This window comes from Eubacterium sp. 3_1_31, from assembly GCF_964249515.1.
Taxonomy (GTDB): Bacteria; Bacillota_I; Bacilli_A; order Erysipelotrichales; family Erysipelotrichaceae; genus Longicatena; species Longicatena caecimuris.
The window spans coordinates 1-18,256 of the sequence record NZ_CAXUBY010000053.1 but is presented as its reverse complement, the minus strand read 5'-3'; the positions used below and the strand labels follow the sequence as shown (position 1 = coordinate 18,256).

Here is an 18,256-nt window from a genome sequence, read left to right as displayed (position 1 = left end):
AAAAAAAATACGCCATTCTCTTATGAGTTTGACGTATTTTTATTTGTGAGGCTATTTCTTATTCGTTACAGCCTCTTTTTTAATATTTCTTAATGCTAATTTTTCCCTTCTGCTTAGCTGTTTTATTGCATATTCTCGTTTACGAGCACTGGCTGCATCCTCACAGGATTCAAAATAATACAACTCCAATGGGCGATGTGCTTTTGTATACTTTGCACCTTTTTTCATAACATGATCATAAAAGCGTTTCCGTAAATTGGTTGTCCATCCACAATACAAAGATTCATCACAGCAACGCAGTAAATACACATAAAAGCCATCTTCATATGGAATTTTAGGTGATGGAACGGACAAAATCGCGGGCTTTTTGTAAATCCGTTTCATCTGGATGAGTTCTTCCCTTCTCATAATTTTTAAGCTGTTCCTGCATATGTACATCATCGGGATGTTCTTTTATCATTTGACGATAACGTGCAATCACAGATTCTTGTACTTTCCCCTGGCATAAGAAATGCCCATACAGTTTGGCATCTTGAAAATGCGTTTCAATGCGTCGTTTGACCATGGTATAATACTCGGAATTATCAGCAGCCCCTAATGTGCCAAATAAGACAATTTTAGCATTTTGCACATGCTCTGCCAACTTTGCGCTGGCTGCATCTAAATCACCTTTATCCACCCAATAACCTAAATAAAGCATATCAAAGTTTTTTAACATGGATACTTTGACATCTTGAATACTCAGTAATTCTGCATCTTCGATTTCATTAGCAAATACTTCTGCTAATTTTCGAGTGTTTCCAGTAGCACTGGAATAAACAATCAGTGACTTCATCTTAAAGCACTTCCTTTCTTAACGAATCGGTACGACGCTTGCTAAACCGCCAAGACTTGTCTCCTTTAATTCTAAAGCAATCTTGCGTCCAGTATAATTCATGGTGTTTACGACCATATCAAAGCTGACCTTATGTTCTCTGACATTACAGATGCTTTGCGCTAAAATAGCTGCATCCATTGCTCTAAGAACTCCTACAGCATTACGTTCAATACAAGGAATCATAACATATCCGCCGACAGGATCACAGGTTAAACCAAGATGATGTTCAATGCCGATTTCTGCCGCATATTCTATTTGGGAACTGCTTCCTCCGCGAAAATATGCCACCATAGCCGCCCCCATTGAAACAGCAGCACCAATTTCTGCCTGACATCCTCCTTGTGCACCAGATATCGTCGCATTTTCCTTAATTAAATTGCCGAATAAACCAGCAATTTTCAAACCATTACGAATGCATTCACGGGAATACCCCAAATTTTTATGGTAATAGTATACCAAAGAAGGTAAGATACCACTGCTGCCTAGCGTTGGTGCCGTAACGGTAATACTGCCACCAGCATTTTCCTCACTGGCACTATATGCATATGCACACAACAATAATTTTTCTTTTTCCACAGCACTTTTGCATTCATCTGCCTGTTCCTTTAATTCTTTTGCTATCCGTTTTAAATGCAGATCGCCTGGTAAGACATCTTCTTTCTGTAAACCACCATCAACCGTTTTGATCATCTGATCCATGATCTTATCCATATAATCACCTAAGGGATCAAACATATTGACATACTCCCATAATTCCATTGCATGGGCTTCACAATATTCTAAAATATCTTTTAGAAAATGATGCGGATAAACATCCTTTCCTTCATTACTTGTTTCTCCTTCAACACGAATTGCTCCACCACCAATTGAATACACAATCATATCCCCAATTTCCTGATTCTTTTCATCAAAAGCAATCAAGCGCATGGTATTGGGATGCTTTAAATCTTTTTTATTCTTGAAAAACACCAAACATGCTTTAGGTTTCATCGTTTCCATAATGATAGCATCTGTTAAATGTCCCTTTCCCGTCAAGGATAAAGAACCATAGAGTTCAACTTCATAATGATGTGCCATAGGATAACGTTTCTGAAATAAACGGCAGGCACGCTGTGGTCCTAATGTATGTGAGGAGGATGGTCCTGGACCAATCCGATATAGTTCTTTTAATGACTTCATATTAAGCTCCTTGCAATTCTAATAAAAACATTTCAAATCCCATTTTTTTATCCAGTAAACCGCCTTTTAATTTCTGATCCAGTGTTGCTAACTTTGCCAACATGCTCATCAGATAAGAAGCGGATAAATTCTGCACACTCTGCATAGCTAATTTTATACGGTATGGATGTGCATGTAATATATCTTTGATCCCATCTTTGGATTCCCCTTGCATCATCAAGGTTTTTACTTCAAACAGAAAACGAAATTGAGATGCTAACAGGGCAATCAGATAAATGGCATCGGTATTAACGACACACAAATCGCACCAAATGCGAAAGGCTTTACGAACATCCTGCTCCACCACCGCATTGACCAACTCAAAAACATCCTCTTCTAACGGTCTGGCTACTAAATGAGCAACCACATCCTGCGTGATATCACCACCATAAAGCTGCAATTTATCAAATGCAGAATGAATGGTTTCCATATCCAGTGGTAATCGTTTCAATAATTCTTGCATGGCCTGTGCATCTACATGCAACTGTCGGCGCTGTATTTCCTCTTTCACACAACTTTGCTTACCGAGATCATCCAGCTTGCGAAATTCTAATACCTTCCAATTTTTTTGAATCAGCTTAATGATTTTTTTGCGTGTATCTAATTTCGCGAAATCACCAATCAGAATTAACACCGTACTTTCCATCGGTTGTTTCACATAATTTTCTAATCCATTGGGATCAATTCCTGTATCATTGGCAGCGGATAAAAAATTTGCATGATAAACAAGAATAATCTTATAGGCAGAGAAAAAAGGAATCGTCATAGCATCCTCTAGGATCGTTTCCAGATCACATTGCAAGGCATCGTATTGAACGGTATTTAATTCATCGCCATCTGCTATATATTCTTTGATGATCGTTTGCAATGTTTTTTTCAAACGAAACTGTTCTTCTCCATACAAGACATAATTCATGCTTATCACCTAGGTAATATTATACCAAATTGCTGCTCAGCCGTCTTGAAAAAACGAAAATATTTACAAATTTTTATTGTAACCCCACCATGTCTTGCACTTATAAGTGGTAAGATACCTTCTTTTTCCATAGCATCCAACACTTCTTGATGAGGATGTCCATAAAAATTATGTCGGCCACTGGATATTAGTGCAAGGGCTGGATGCACTTGATGTAAAAAAGCTGTTGCAGAACTAGTCTTACTGCCGTGATGCCCTATCTTTACGACATCCGCCTCTAATTTAGGATATAGCTGCAATAATTTTTGTTCGCCTTTTATACCTAGATCACCCATAAATAAAAAGGAGGTATCATACAGACGCAGCATCGTAACAATACTATTATCGTTTTCATCTTCACCCTCATAATCTAAAAGAAAAAACTTCATCCATGGTGTTTCCTGTTGTTTTGCCAGCTGTTTATGATCGATAATTTCATCAACATGCATTAATTCTTGCAACTGTGCAACACCACCACTATGGTCCATATCGGCATGTGTCACAATGATCTTATCAAGATGATAAATCCCTTGGGCATGCAAATACGGAACAATAATCTCTTTTGGAATATTTTTCTTTTTATGTCCCATAACATCAATCAAGATAACTTCTTTGTGATAGGGAGTAATAATAAGCGTACAATCGCCTTGTCCAACATCCAGCATCGTAACCGAAGCAAACGGCGAAAGGTAGGGACGTATAAAAAATATAACAAGAAGCAAACATAGGGTAAGACTATCCTTCCAATGTACATAGGAAATATACCGCATTGCTGATAAACACCATAAAATTAACCAAAGGATAGATACACTGCCATACAACGGATAAGAAATCTGCTGTATTAGGCGCAATGCTGCTAACATCCATTGTATCAGCAAAAACAGGTATTCTGTTGCCGGTAGGATAAGCAGCCATGCCAGTACATAGAGAATAGCATAGACTTTACGCAGAAAGGAAAACAGAGCCATTTGCAGCGGATCACATGTATGATAAAACCACATCTGTGCTGGAAAAAGCACCAACATGCCAACTATTTTTTTATTACGCTTTGCGACATGAAACATAAAAACCAGGCGAAAACATACAGGAATCAGTAAAGCAACCTCATAGGCCATAGAAGGCGCTAACAAAATGGTAAAAATCATTGATATACCAAGCGTATCTTTCTCATCAAAATTGGTAAAAAGGCCAGAGATAAGCGAAAAGCAAACTACGCGTAAGATAGAGGAAGATAAAACAGTAAGATAACTCATCCCCATCATTAAAAGAAGTGTAAGCCTATGGGCTTTGGCAAATCCCCATTTGCGTGCCATTCGCTTTGTAAGAAACCGTGATAAAAAAGCAATATGCATACCACTGGATAGCAATAAAAAAGATACTTCTTCTTCATGAATACCATACAGCATGGCTTTTAAAAATTGCTGAATCGCAACATCTTTTGTTTCAATATTGGCATATAATCGATGACGTAACGTAGTCCCTTCTTTGATAAGAGTATAACTTTTTACATTCATACAATATACCATTCCTTTACGTTTTGCCCATGTCGCAAAATGAAACTGTCCCAAATTATGTATACTATCGATTTTCTCATAAGTTCCACGCAATTCTACTACATCATCAAAAGATACCTTTTTCAATCCATATAGTAAAAATCTTCCCTCTTTGTTAGCCCCAATCATATATCCTTGTTTGATTTCTTGTATCTTCACGATACGAGAAGAAATTTCATGCACATCAGACAAACGCTGAATTCTTACAAATACCAGCAAACAAAACACCAGACATATGATTTCTCCTCGATGAAATCGTTTATGAAGAAACCATAGAGCACCCACCAGAAAGAAGAAACTGCTGTATACGGGCAGCCAGCTAAATATAAGGACAATACAGCCAATACATAACCATATGCCCTTCATAAACAAATATGCTCCTTTATTTTATCAAACAATTTATCCCCAATTCCCTTTACCTGTTTCAAATCCTCTAAAGTCTGAAAAGGCATTTGTTTTCGATATTCAACGATACGCTGTGCAATCGAAGGACCAATCCCCGGCAAAGTGTCCAACTCTTCTAGCGTTGCGGCGTTGATGGAAATCTTTGTGATCCTATGTTTTGAGGGTACAACAAGAACACCGTGATGTTCTATATCCATAGTCAGATTTAAACCACTGATATCTGCTTGCTTGGTTAATCCTCCACTTGCTTTTATGGCTTTTTCCACATTCGCATGACGCTCTAATTGGTAGACACCTGGATGCTGTACTTCACCTTTCACTTCCACACTTTTTACAGCACTTTGATAATTACGAACATCTATGACTTCATAACGTTCATAATAAAACAAGAAAAATAAAACACTAAAAAAGATACCTGTCTTTTTCATATAGATCCCTCCATTTAGCTATACGACACAAACAGGCTTTTTCCGTAATAAATTATAAAAAAGATACCCGTATATCTAAAACAGGTATTCTCAATCTTTCAATAGTATAATATAGAAATAGCATTATTATCAAAACGTTCCTATACGCTTAAATTCTTTTATAAAACATAAATGAATCATCTTTTTTGCAGTACTAAAATAGCAGAAAAAAAGCAGAAAACCTGCTTTTTCATACATCGATTACTTCAAATTAACGATTTTAACCTTATAAGGTTCTTCCACATTAGAAACCTCAACAATATCACCCAGCTTATTATCCAACAAAGCAACTGCTAAAGGGGTAATATTGGACAATTTTCCATTTAGTGGATCAGCTTCTATAGAACCAACAATCGTATACGTTTCCTCTTCCTCACTAGAAAGATCTTTAATTGTTACGGTAGAACCTAAACCTACTGTTTTACTACTTGTTTCTTTATCGCCTTCAATGATTTCGGCATTGGCAATCATTGCTTCAAGCTCACGAATTCTAGCTTCTACACGTGCCTGATGGTCACGAGCAGCATCATAATCGGCATTTTCACTAAGGTCACCCTGTGCACGAGCTTCCTGTAATTCTAAAATGACTTCATCACGTACTACATGGATCAGATTATCCTGTTCCTTTAAGAGTTCATCTAACCCTTCTTTGGTTACATAAAACTTTTCGTCTGCCATATTTTCACTCCTATCGTCACATGGTATTATACCACGTTTTCCTGAATAATACTACTTATTTTCGTCATCAACAAATCAATCGCCACCATATTGTGACCCCCTTCTGGGATGATGACATCTGCATAGCGTTTGCTTGGTTCAATGAACAGATTATGCATATCTCTTACCGTACTTGTATATTGTTCAACAACTGACTCTAATGTCCTGCCTCGCTGTTTTACATCACGCAACAAGCGACGTATAAAACGAATATCTGCATCAGTATCAACAAAAATCTTAATATCGCATAAATTACGTAAATCTTCGTTTTCCAAAACAAACAGTCCTTCAATGACAATAACATCACTTGGTTCTATATGCTCAATGCTATGCGAGCGGGTATGTTGAACAAAATCATAGGTTGGTTTTTCTATAGCCTTGCCCATAGTCAGCTCTTTCAACTGTTTTACTAATAAAGCATTGTCGAAAGCAAAAGGATGATCGTAATTCGTTTTTACACGCTCTTCCATCGTCTTCTCGCTTTGATCTTTATAATAATCATCCTGTCGGATAATGACGACGGACTGAGTGTTCTCATAACGATCTTTCAACTGCTGTGAAATCGATGTTTTACCTGAAGCACTGCCTCCGGCTATTCCGATTACAATCGTTTTTTTCATCACATACACCTTCTTATTTATTCAAATGGAACTTTTCTTGATTCTGTAACTGTTCCTCATAAGATTTCGCATAATGAACTTTACCATCGCCATATACATCCGCAACAAAATACAGATAATCACTCTTTGTCGGATGCAAAACGGCTTGTATTGCATCTTCTCCCGGATTTAAAATCGGACCGATCGGTAAGCCTTTATACTTATATGTATTGTATAAGGAATCAATATCCGGATTCACTTCACAGTCTTCTCCACTTGTTAGATCATCATACAATGCATAACATACGGTAACACTGGATTGTAACATCATATCTTTATCTAAGCGATTAAAGAAAACACCGGCAATCAATTGCATATCCTCTTTCGTACTTGCCTCATATTGAACCATACTGGCAAGAGTTAGGATTTCATGCATAGTGAATTTACTGGAAACAATATCCTTTTCATATTTCTGATAGATTTTTTGAAAATGATCCAAAAATGTTTTGGTAATTTCCTTTTCATCCGCATCCTTTGCAAACGTATACGTTTCCGGGAACAAATAGCCTTCCAGTTTCACTCGTGTCTTATCGTTTAAGATATCCTTTGTCAAAAAAGGATATGTCTTCATAAGTTCTTTAAGATAGGTATCATCATTCCACAGTTTTAACAAATTCTTTGCATTTACACCTAGCTTGTGTTGCAATGACTGTGCAATATCTTTCGCCCACATACCTTCCTTAAACGTAATCATCACTTCATTTTGCTTTGCTTTTTTAACATCATTCAAGTTTTCTAAAATCGTTTCTGTATCCCAAGAACGATCCAATGTAAAGACACCAAATTTGATGTCATTCAAGCCTTGCAGTTTCATGCACAGCTTTGCTGCCTGTACATCCTGTATCAATCCAGCTTTTTCCAACTTGTCTAATACAGACGCATTACCTTCGCCTTCTTTTACTTCAAAGATGACTTTTTCTGGTGTGGTTGATGGAGCTTTTAGCTTTGCGGTATACATAGAAAAGGCTGTGACACCAATAACCAAACAGATAATAACAAGGATGGCAGGTATCAGAATCTTCTTATTCTTCAGCGCCTTCATCTTCTTGGAACGCTCCTATCACTTCTTCGATCATCTGCCATTCCTCATCTGTTTCAACCGGCATCAGATTGCCTTCATCATCATAAGCAGAGGCAAAAACCTCTTCTCCTTCATCTTCAGGATCCGCAAACACTACATATTTGCGTCCTTTTTCCTCATCTTCAAATGTGAATAAAATTTCCATTTCTTTTTCATTGCCACTTTCATCTGTGACAAACATCGTATTTGTTTCTAACATTATATCCTCCTGTAGAAAGGGGCTTTTACAGCCCCTGATGATTTCTATCTAGATAGCCTTGTAAAATCTGAACAGCAGCCATCTGATCAATAACTTTCTTGCGCTTCTTGCGGGATACATCTGCACTGATAAGAATGCGTTCAGCTGCAACAGTTGTCAAACGTTCATCCCAAAGTATCACTTCCACACCTAAGGTTTCTAGTTTTTCTTTAAACATGATGGAAATCTCCCCGCGAATACCGACATCTCCATTCATATGCTTAGGCAATCCCAGCACTGCCTTTTTTACCTGAAATTCATCGATGTATTTTTTTATCTGCGTCAAAGCGGAATCATAATCATCCTGTTCAAAACGTATGGTTTCGACGGGACGTGCTATCATCCCTAAGGCATCACTCACACTGACCCCCAATGTACGTGAACCAAGATCAAGTCCTAAGATTCGCATCAATGCTGATCATCTTCCAGATAAGCGCGCACTAACTCTTCAATAATTTCATAGCGCTCTACGCTTTGGATAATGCTGCGGGCATTGTTATGGGAAGAAATGTATGCAGGATCATTGCTGATAAGATATCCGGCCAGCTGGTTCACCGAATTATAGCCACGCTCATCCAACGCTTCCTTCACGACACGTAATACATGCTTGATATTGTCACGCTTTAAATCATCTGATTTAAAAGACATCGTCTCTGTAATATCTCTCATCGTATTACCTCCTTTTTTTATCTTTCTTTCATTTTATCCTATTTTCTATAAAATTGAAACCCTAAGACAGTTTATTTTTAATGAATTCCACGGCTTCATCCACTTTCGTCACATCTTTGCCACCGGCCTGCGCAAGATCTGCTCTTCCTCCGCCTTTGCCATCACAAAGCATTGCTGCCTCTTTTACCAAATCGCCACACTTAATACCATCAGCCACAGCCAATTTATCTGCGCCAGCAACAAATACAACCTTATCGTTGCAAACACTTGCTAAAAAGACTATTACATGTTCTTTTTGTGCTTTGATGGTACTAGCGATATCTTTTAACGCATTAGCGTCAGCACCATCCATGCGTTTGATCAATACATGACGACCATTGCACTCTTTCACCTCATGGATCAATTCATTCGCCTTCAGTGTGAACATCTCACTTTGCAAAGCAGCCAATTCCTTTTTCAGCTGCGCATTTTCATGCAACACTTGTTCTACTTTCGTATCTACATTGACAATACTCTTCATCTTCAGATCATCTGCTATATGACGCAGTGTCTTTTCTTCCGCAGCAAAGTCTTCATAAGCACTATAGCCTGTCTTTGCCGTAATACGGCGGATACCGCTACCAATACTTTCCTCAGAGATAATCTTGCATATACCAATTTCCTGTGTGTTATTTACATGACAGCCACCACAGAATTCTTTTGACACATCGCCCATTGTAACAACCCGGACAACATCCCCGTATTTTTCATCAAACAATGCGGTAGCTCCGCTTTGCTTTGCTTCTTCAATCGGCATTTCCACCTTACTTACAGGATGATGTTCACTGATAAAGCGGTTTACCAGTTGTTCAATTTCCTTTAACTGCTGCACACTTACCTTTTCAAAGTGTGTAAAGTCAAAGCGTAGATATTCATCACTGACAAAACTACCAGCTTGTTGAATATGATTTCCAACAACTTTCTTCAAAGCACTTTGTAATAAATGTGTACAAGAGTGATTGCTGGTGATAATATCACGTTTTTTATTATCCACTGCCAGTTGCAGCTTGCTGCCAACATGCAAACATCCTTCTTCTATAACAACCTTATGTAAATGCTGTTTATGTGGTGCTTTCACAGTATTGACAATACGGCCTAATGCATCCCCCATAAAGCTGCCACTGTCCCCTATCTGGCCTCCACTTTCCGCATAAAAGACGGTTGTGTCTAAGATGATATCGCCTTCATCAGATATAGCATCCACTTGCTTACCATCTTTAAATAAAGCTATGACCTGTGCATCACATGTTCTTTCATCATAACCGATAAACTTACTATCTTGTGTAAAGGCCATTAAATCTGCTGACTGACTAGACATAGATTCCACATCTTCACGAGCATTGCGGGCACGCTCGCGCTGTTTTTTCATCTCTTCATCAAAGCCTTGCACATCTACTTGATATCCACTTTCTTCTGCTATCTCGCATGTCAATTCTAATGGGAACCCATAGGTGTCATACAACTTAAAAGCCGTCACACCATCCAATAACTTATTATCTTTATTTTTTTCCATAACATCCAGCAATAATTTTTCACCATCTGCCAGTGTAGCATGGAAACGTTCTTCCTCAGCTTTTACCAGTTTTTCAATATAATCAATTTTTTCTTCGATATATGGATAAAAGTCTTTCATGATTTCATAAACAACCGGTACCAGCTTATACATAAAGGCACCTTCAATTTTCAATTTTCTGCCAAAACGAACAGCTCGGCGTAAGACACGGCGTAACACATAGCCACGTCCTTCATTGGCGAATAATGCACCATCCGCTAACGCAAAGGTCACGGTACGGATATGATCCGCTATAACACGAAACGCCATTTTGTTTTCAGCATCTTCATAACGCATGGACGTATATTGTTCACATGCATGAATAAGCGGCAAGAATAAATCGGTATCAAAATTAGTTTCACCATTTTGCACCAAACAGGTCAAACGCTCTAATCCCATACCGGTATCAATGTTTTTCTGTGGCAATTCTTTATAATCCTTGCGTGCAACTCCTTCTTTGGCATCAAACTGAGAAAAGACATTATTCCAGACTTCAATATAGCGGTCATTTTCCATCTCTTCAAAAAACAGTTTTTCACCCAGTCCTTCTGGATCATATGCTTCCCCACGATCATAGAAGATTTCCGTATCCGGTCCACATGGTCCTTCTCCGATTTGCCAAAAGTTATCCGCTGTTTTTAAGATGTGCGAAGGATCCACACCAATTTCGTTTGTCCAAATATCATATGCTTCTTCATCATCAATATACACCGTGATATACAAACGATCTTTATCAAAACCAATATACTCTTCACTAGTTAAAAATTCCCAAGCAAAATGAATTGCCTCTTTTTTAAAGTAATCCCCAATTGAAAAATTACCGAGCATTTCAAAAAAGGTGTGATGACGTGCCGTCTTACCAACATTTTCAATATCATTTGTACGAATAGATTTCTGAGCATTGGCAATTCTTGGACATTCCGGTTTCACTGTTCCATCAAAATATTTCTTTAACGCCGCAACTCCGGCATTGATCCATAACAAAGTAGGATCATTGTGAGGAATCAGACTAGCGCCTGGTTCAATCATGTGTCCATGTTTCTTAAAGTAATCAAGAAACAGTTGTCGTATCTGGTTACCTGTTAAATTTTTCATGTCAACTTCCTCCTTAAGCATAAAAAAACGTTCCTTATCCAGGAACGCAATCATCATTACGCGGTACCATCCCGGTTCACTTTCACTGAAAGCACACCTTACTTATCATCGTTAACGCCGATGTTCTCGCGAAAAGCTCCAAAGCAGCCTTCCATCCATCCTGACACGAAAACTTCCACCTTCCGTTTTCTCTCTATGCCGCAGCAGGGATGTACTCCTCTTCTTCTACGCTTTTTTATTCCTTCGCTATTATAACAAATTCTTATTTTACACGCAAGCCATTCTCACACGATTATCATTCATCATGAATTTCGTCACTGCATACTACCATCGCAAATATCATGGTATTGTCTCCTCTGCCATCACTTCATCAAAATCTCGCCAGATGTCTTCCCATTCTCCTACCTTATCACTTGTTTTCGAATGCAGATAGCTGCGGAAAACGATTTGGGCTACAGCCGCAAAAATAGGGGATAATATCACACCTATGACACCAAAAAAAGCATCCGATATAAAAATAAAGACAAACGTTAACAGCGGTCGTACGTTCATAGTGCGATTAAAGATCAAAGGCTGGATAATATTAGATTCTATCTGTTGAATACTCCAGACGATGAAAAACATCATCCATGGGTAATGGTCATAATGTAAAGCTGCTACGGCTGCTATTAAGATAAGCCCTAAAGTAGCTCCAACATAAGGAAATAAATTTAACAATGCCAAAATCATAGCATAGAGTAAAGCATTTGGAAAACGATAAAGACTTAAGACAATCCCGACACTGACAATAATGAATAAAAGATCTAGCATGGTGCCTGCCAAATATTGATAAATGATATTGCTCAGCGTATGATAAAAAGTCGCAACCCGTGTTACATTTGGTACTATTTTCTTTGCTGTACGTTTCCAAAAATCCATATCGATGGAAATAAAGAACGCAATAATATACGCAATACCATAGTCCGTTAAAGTGTCAATGACACTTTTTGCTGAATCTATTGCTATTATATACCCTTCCTGCATATAATTTTGCTTTAGCGTTTTCAAATTGTCATACGCAATATGATGTTGTTTTAAAAAGCCTTCCAACTGTTGCAGCCATCGTGGGACAAGTTGTGCCAACTCGAGCGCCTGTTGATACAACAAAGGTAATAAAACAGCTAAAAATGCACCTAGAATCGCCAACAAGCCAATATAAACTAACATTACACTGACCTTTAAAGAAAATTTTTGTTGTACTCGATCAATGATTGGCTGAAGGAAAAAAGCTAATAATACACCACTTAGAATAGGTAAAAAAGCACGATAAATAGCAGCTAACCATGCATCTAATGCCAATTGTTTAATAATTAATAGCAAAAGAAAGATACATGCTAAGCAAGGAAGAAGCTGTTTCGCATGAAACAATATTCGTTCATATCGTTGTTTCATAAAAGAAAAACCCCATTCGTGGGGTTAATCCAAATCCATACAATCACAAATTTGATCCATCGCCTTATGGTAATTCTTTTTCATTTTCTTCTCAGCTTTTTTTGACTGATGACAAAGATCCTCAATTTCCTCATCTTTCATATAGCCAAGATATAAACCCATTAAAAATCCCATAACGGCAGCACCTAAACATTTGTTCATGCGTATCACTCCTTCTTACACATCTAGTATGGTAAGCTTTGATGAAGTTATGCATGAAACAATTTGCGAATTCGCATTTCTAAGGTGCTATTACGCTGATGACGTTCTTTGCGTGTTACCGCTTTATGTAACATATCACGCTCTCCCAATAAAACAAGACTTTTCTTCGCCCTAGTAACTGCGGTATATAATAAGCGCTTGCTCATCATATAGGCATATTCTGAAACAATTGGCAAGATAACAATGGGATATTCACTGCCTTGTGCTTTATGAATGGAAATACAAAATGCATGGGTAATATTATATAGCTGTTCATTGCTATATTCCACCATGATACCATCAAAATCAACAAGTAATTGATGCTTCTGTCCTACACTTTCAGAAGCATAAGCGATATCTACAATTTCTCCAATATCACCATTATACACCTCATCTTCGGGCTGATTTTTCAGTTGCAAGACCTTATCACCCACACGAAAGATGCGATAGCCAACTTTTAGTTCTCGTTTATGAGCTGTTGAAGGATTCATCATTTTTTGTAAAGCATTATTCAAAGCATCAATTCCGGCTACCCCTCCATACTTTGGAGCTAACACCTGAATATCCTTTGATTCATAGCCTTTTTCTAAAGCATTGGCAACAATACGAACAACCAAGTCACGCACTTCATAATTCTGCGCATCAAAAAAGGCAATGTCTTTAGCATAATCTAATACTGTAATCTGTTCTTCTCGTATTTCATGAGCAAGCGCAATCACATCACTTCCCTCACTTTGACGAAATATTTTATGCAAGCGAGTGACGGCAAATTGTTCACAAGCAATCAGATCTTTTAATACGCTACCACATCCAACACTTGGCAATTGATCCTCATCTCCGATGATCAAGATTTTCTTTACTAGTTTTGAAGCTTTTAAAAGATTATAAAACAACCATTGATCCACCATGCTGAACTCATCAATGATCAGCAAATCACATTGCAATGGTTCTTTTTCATTCACCAAGAAGGTATTCGATTCTAAATCCCAACGCAATAAACTATGAATCGTAGTAGCATTACAACCACAAAGCTCACTCAAACGTTTAGCAGCTCTTCCTGTTGGTGCACATACAGCAATTACATCATTTGGATAATGCTGTTTATAAAGCGTTAAAACACCTTGGACAATCGTTGTTTTACCAGTACCAGGTCCTCCTGTCAAAATTGAAAAGGAATGCGCAAAAAACGTAAGAATGGATTCTTTCTGTCTCTCCTCATATTGTATGTGTAATGTTTGTTCCAACTCTTCCATGTCTTGCATGAGTTCTTCTTTTAAAGTTGGTTCTTGTTCTTCAAAAGGAAACATTGCCAAAAAAGCAGCAATACCTGTTTCACTATCATACTGTGTATGGTGATAGATTCGCTCCTCTTCTCTATGTATGAGAAATTCTTTTGCCAATTCATCTAAGTAAGAAGACAAATCTACATCTTTAAACTCTTTTTCAACACGCTTTGTCAAATCCTCAGTAGTCACAAAAGTATCGCCACTCGCCATGCACATCTCCAATATCATAGACAATATAGCAGCTTTGATACGGTAGGGATGATTTAATCCAAAAGATAGCTCCTGTGCTAATTTATCAGCAGTCTTAAAACCTATACCATCAATTTCTTCAATCAAGCGATAAGGGTTTTCTTTAATAAGGGCAACCGCCTCTTGCCCATACTTTGCCTCAAATTTCATGATATTGCGGACACTGATACCAAAACGAGTAAAGAAAAAAGTCGTATCATCAACATCATCATGTTCATGAATTCCATCTAAAATAACTTGGCGTTTTTTAGGCGTAAAGGATGGTATCTGTAATAAGACTTGCTCATCCTCTTTGATTCGTTCAATGACATTTGGCCCTAAAGTCTCTACTAAGAGCTTAGCGCTCTGTTTTCCAATGCCCGGGAATAAAGAACTTGCAAAAAAACGAATTAAACTCTCATCATCCTGTGGCATGACTTTTTCATATGCTTTTACCTGAAACTGCATACCATAACGAGGATGATCTACATAACTGCCATGTAGACGGTAAATAACTTCTTCCTGTAATTCTCGAAAGAAACCTGTAGCGATAAAATCTTCTTCATTCGCATCATAGGTTATAAATTTACCAACAGCATATCCATTTGCCTCATTATAAAATATCGTATGCAGCAGTTTTGCCTCTAAAATCAGTTCTTCTTCCATTATGGCCTCCTTACATTATAATGTTAAAAACAAAGAAAGGATAGCAAGAATATTGTTGCACATATGTACCCCTGTACTAACGATAATGGAATTGCTTTTTTCATACCCATAAGCTAAAACAAGACCAATACCAGTATATAGAAACAGATATGTCACATCCGTGAAATTCCCTTCGATAAGAGAATCCATGATATGGATAAAGCCAAAGAGAAAGGAGCTGATCAACATTGCCCAACTGAAAGATACACGTGAGCGTAAACATGTAAAAACACCACCACGAAAAATGGTTTCTTCAACGATCGGCGCAAAGATCACACTAGAAAAAATCGTAAAAGCCGGAGCAACAATAGCGTTCTCGGCAATAACTTTTTGATTTTCACTATCCCCTGTCTGAGTGATGATACTTACCAAGATATTTAATATATAATTTGCCATAACCGTAAGAAATACAAGTGCAAAAATCATAGGTAAATATTTTTTCCAATTCGCTTTGAATTGTAAAATGGAATCCAGCCAAATCGGCTTTGCGACCCAAATAACAAAAACCATAATCATGACATAAGACACAACGGAAATAGGAATGTTAAAGGTTGTTGCTTGCGGATCCACCATTAAGGTTAAAACCGTTAATATCCGTGGTAACAAATACGTATAACCAACAAAATAGAAAAGTAATAAAAGGATACAGCGCGTAGAGGAAAGATGTTTCATATTAGTTTTTTCCATGGGCTACATGCTCCTCTATTTTTTTCTGCATACTGATACCATCACAGAAAACCTCTTCAATGACACCACCGCCTAAGCATTCTTGACCATCATAAAAGACAGCTTCTTGTCCACAGGTAACACTAGCCACACCTTGTGGATAGCATACAAGAACGGTTGTTTCATCAATAAACTGTAAAGATATCTCATGATCTTGTTGACGATAGCGGAATTTTGCAGTACATGCATATTCGTTTTCTGGTTTATGCGGGCGCAGCCAATTCACGCCAGATACAATGCAACTAGTAGAATATAACCAGTCTTTTTCATTTCCATTGGTCACATACAGAATGTTTTTATGTACATCCTTACCTACTACAAACCATGGGCCTTTATTACCACCAATACCTAATCCTTTTCGCTGCCCTATCGTATAATATAAAACCCCGATATGACGACCAATTACTTCTAATGAATGAATATCAACGATATCACCATCTTGACTTGGTAAATAATTTTGTAAAAACTCTTTAAAATTACGTTCTCCAATAAAACAAATGCCCGTAGAATCTTTCTTAGTAGCTACACTTTCTAATTCAAGTTTCTGTGCAATTTCACGAACTTCTGCTTTATTCAAATTACCGATTGGGAATAATGCGTGTGCTAATGCATCTTGAGAAACCTGGCAAAGAAAATATGTTTGATCTTTATTTGAATCAGCGCCACGTAACATACGGCTATATAAAGGTGTGTGTTCCACCTGTGCATAATGTCCCGTTGCTAAAATATCAAACCCCAGTTTTCTGGCATATTTCATGAATGCATCAAACTTGATATATTTATTGCATAAAATATCTGGATTGGGTGTTCTCCCTTTTCGATATTCATCTAAGAAATACGTAAATACATTATCCCAATATTCCTTTACAAAATCCACCCGCAATAAAGGAAGTCCTAACTTATCTGCGACAGCTTTTGCATCAAGGTAATCCTGCTCCTGCGGGCATACATCATCTTGAATCGTAGGATTTCCCATAATATCATTATTGGCAAATGAATCCCAATTGCGCATGAATGCACAGGTTACATCATAACCCTGCTCTTTTAAAATATAAGCGGCAACGGCAGAATCCACGCCGCCTGATAAACCTAATAATACCTTTTGTGCCATTTTCATCACCATTTCTTTTATCTTTATATATTAAGGATTTCAATGAAAGTTATACCACATTAAACGCGAAAAAGCCAGTCATCCTTGTAAGATATAAATTTTCTGACAAACTATCATAAAATTTGGTTATTTTTTACGAGTTTTCCAGATAAACATTAAAATAGATTGTACAGTATGTGAAATTATGTTAAAATACTAACACATAAAAATCTTATGATAGAATATTTATGTTACTATGAAAGACGAGGAGAAAAAAACGTATGAAAAAATTATTAGCTTGCTTATGTGTTGTCACTTTATTAGCCGGATGTGGCGGAAGTGGTAACAAATCAGAATCAAAAACTTGCAGTATTACACAAAATGGTATGACGTTAGCTGCAACATTCAACGCAAAAGATGATGAAATCAAAACTGCTGACATGAATGTAACGGTACCTGCTTCTGCTTTAGGTGGTGTTGATCTTAGTACACTGTCTGATGATCAGAAAAAAATGATGCAGACACAGTTAGAATCATCTTTGGGAATTAAAGAAGATGATGGTATGAAAGTATCTTTCGACTTTAAGGATAAAGATATTGTTGTAAAAATCAATATGGATTTCACAAAGACAGACAGCAGTTCACTGAAGAAATTTGGCTTTGGTAGTGATACGGACATGTCTTTGAAAAACACTGTAAAACAAGCAGAAAAACAGGGAGCTACTTGTAAATAATCCATTCACTATAAGATAGTCTCAAAAAGATTCCTCATGGGGAATCTTTTTTCTATTTGTTAAATAACTATTTACCAATGATCATTGAATAATCTTCTAACTCTCATTTGATAACTTAAATCAATACACAAATCTTTTATATTACAAACTCATAATAATATGGAAAGGGAGCCCTCACATAAGGAATGTGTTTGGCTTTCTTTCTCTATATAGAAAAAAACCTGTCCTTCTCAGAACAGGTCTTCCTACCTGGCAACGTGCTATCTTTACTGGAGCTCGTCCAGCTATTGT

The 18,256-nt window shown here is 37.4% G+C and carries 19 protein-coding genes and 1 other annotated feature; of the genes, 1 reads left to right on the top strand and 18 read right to left on the bottom strand.

What is annotated here, in order from left to right; genetic code table 11:
* Positions 1-51: 51 nt before the first annotated feature.
* From ACESSZ_RS14685 to mnmA, 18 genes are all read right to left on the bottom strand, one after another.
* On the bottom strand, positions 52-384 hold the full coding sequence (locus tag ACESSZ_RS14685; RefSeq protein WP_202800582.1) for a GIY-YIG nuclease family protein: 333 nt from the start codon (positions 382-384) through the stop codon (positions 52-54).
* Positions 335-835, bottom strand: a complete 501-nt coding sequence (gene bilS / locus ACESSZ_RS14680) for a flavodoxin family protein BilS (RefSeq protein ID WP_008688714.1) — start codon at positions 833-835, stop codon at positions 335-337. The genes ACESSZ_RS14685 and bilS overlap by 50 nt, the downstream gene beginning before the upstream one ends.
* 18 nt (positions 836-853) lie before the next feature.
* Positions 854-2,056 (bottom strand): L-serine ammonia-lyase, iron-sulfur-dependent, subunit alpha, encoded by a 1,203-nt coding sequence (locus ACESSZ_RS14675; RefSeq protein WP_008688715.1) that lies wholly within the window; start codon positions 2,054-2,056, stop codon positions 854-856.
* 1 nt (position 2,057) lies between these two features.
* A complete protein-coding gene (gene holA / locus ACESSZ_RS14670) occupies positions 2,058-3,011 on the bottom strand; it encodes a DNA polymerase III subunit delta (protein WP_008688716.1) in 954 nt (317 codons plus the stop codon).
* A 5-nt stretch (positions 3,012-3,016) separates the two neighbouring features.
* Positions 3,017-4,969: a ComEC/Rec2 family competence protein gene (locus tag ACESSZ_RS14665; RefSeq protein ID WP_008688718.1), complete on the bottom strand. Its 1,953-nt coding sequence runs from the start codon at positions 4,967-4,969 to the stop codon at positions 3,017-3,019.
* On the bottom strand, positions 4,966-5,436 hold the full coding sequence (locus ACESSZ_RS14660) for a ComEA family DNA-binding protein (protein ID WP_008688720.1): 471 nt from the start codon (positions 5,434-5,436) through the stop codon (positions 4,966-4,968). Before ACESSZ_RS14660 ends, ACESSZ_RS14665 begins: the two co-directional genes overlap by 4 nt.
* 240 nt (positions 5,437-5,676) lie before the next feature.
* Positions 5,677-6,153: a transcription elongation factor GreA gene (gene greA, locus ACESSZ_RS14655; protein ID WP_008688722.1), complete on the bottom strand. Its 477-nt coding sequence runs from the start codon at positions 6,151-6,153 to the stop codon at positions 5,677-5,679.
* A gap of 26 nt (positions 6,154-6,179) precedes the next feature.
* The gene (gene udk / locus ACESSZ_RS14650) at positions 6,180-6,812 is read right to left on the bottom strand and encodes a uridine kinase (protein ID WP_008688724.1); all 633 of its coding nucleotides are present in this window, start codon (positions 6,810-6,812) and stop codon (positions 6,180-6,182) included.
* 13 nt (positions 6,813-6,825) lie between these two features.
* The gene (gene mltG / locus ACESSZ_RS14645) at positions 6,826-7,893 is read right to left on the bottom strand and encodes an endolytic transglycosylase MltG (protein ID WP_008688726.1); all 1,068 of its coding nucleotides are present in this window, start codon (positions 7,891-7,893) and stop codon (positions 6,826-6,828) included.
* Positions 7,874-8,131, bottom strand: coding sequence for a DUF1292 domain-containing protein (locus ACESSZ_RS14640; protein WP_008688727.1), 258 nt, complete (start codon positions 8,129-8,131; stop codon positions 7,874-7,876). The genes mltG and ACESSZ_RS14640 overlap by 20 nt, the downstream gene beginning before the upstream one ends.
* A gap of 25 nt (positions 8,132-8,156) precedes the next feature.
* Complete coding sequence (ruvX, locus tag ACESSZ_RS14635; RefSeq protein WP_008688729.1) at positions 8,157-8,579, bottom strand: Holliday junction resolvase RuvX; 423 nt, start codon at positions 8,577-8,579, stop codon at positions 8,157-8,159.
* Positions 8,579-8,839 (bottom strand): IreB family regulatory phosphoprotein, encoded by a 261-nt coding sequence (locus ACESSZ_RS14630; protein WP_008688731.1) that lies wholly within the window; start codon positions 8,837-8,839, stop codon positions 8,579-8,581. Before ACESSZ_RS14630 ends, ruvX begins: the two co-directional genes overlap by 1 nt.
* A 61-nt stretch (positions 8,840-8,900) precedes the next feature.
* Entirely contained in the window at positions 8,901-11,525 is a 2,625-nt protein-coding gene (alaS, locus tag ACESSZ_RS14625; protein WP_017144641.1) for an alanine--tRNA ligase, read from the bottom strand.
* Positions 11,526-11,562: 37 nt separating this feature from the next.
* Positions 11,563-11,762, bottom strand: a binding site (T-box leader).
* Between the two features lie 102 nt (positions 11,763-11,864).
* Complete coding sequence (locus ACESSZ_RS14620; RefSeq protein ID WP_008688736.1) at positions 11,865-12,956, bottom strand: AI-2E family transporter; 1,092 nt, start codon at positions 12,954-12,956, stop codon at positions 11,865-11,867.
* A 24-nt stretch (positions 12,957-12,980) separates the two neighbouring features.
* Positions 12,981-13,157, bottom strand: coding sequence for a hypothetical protein (locus ACESSZ_RS14615; protein ID WP_008688737.1), 177 nt, complete (start codon positions 13,155-13,157; stop codon positions 12,981-12,983).
* Positions 13,158-13,204: 47 nt separating this feature from the next.
* Positions 13,205-15,376 (bottom strand): SF1B family DNA helicase RecD2, encoded by a 2,172-nt coding sequence (gene recD2, locus ACESSZ_RS14610; RefSeq protein WP_008688739.1) that lies wholly within the window; start codon positions 15,374-15,376, stop codon positions 13,205-13,207.
* A gap of 15 nt (positions 15,377-15,391) precedes the next feature.
* A complete protein-coding gene (locus tag ACESSZ_RS14605; RefSeq protein ID WP_008688742.1) occupies positions 15,392-16,102 on the bottom strand; it encodes a CPBP family intramembrane glutamic endopeptidase in 711 nt (236 codons plus the stop codon).
* Complete coding sequence (gene mnmA, locus ACESSZ_RS14600; protein WP_020990754.1) at positions 16,089-17,252, bottom strand: tRNA 2-thiouridine(34) synthase MnmA; 1,164 nt, start codon at positions 17,250-17,252, stop codon at positions 16,089-16,091. The genes ACESSZ_RS14605 and mnmA overlap by 14 nt, the downstream gene beginning before the upstream one ends.
* Before the next feature lie 260 nt (positions 17,253-17,512).
* Here mnmA and ACESSZ_RS14595 point away from each other — a divergent pair, with 260 nt between their 5' ends.
* On the top strand, positions 17,513-17,965 hold the full coding sequence (locus ACESSZ_RS14595; RefSeq protein ID WP_008688746.1) for a DUF1307 domain-containing protein: 453 nt from the start codon (positions 17,513-17,515) through the stop codon (positions 17,963-17,965).
* The last annotated feature ends 291 nt before the right edge of the window (positions 17,966-18,256 follow it).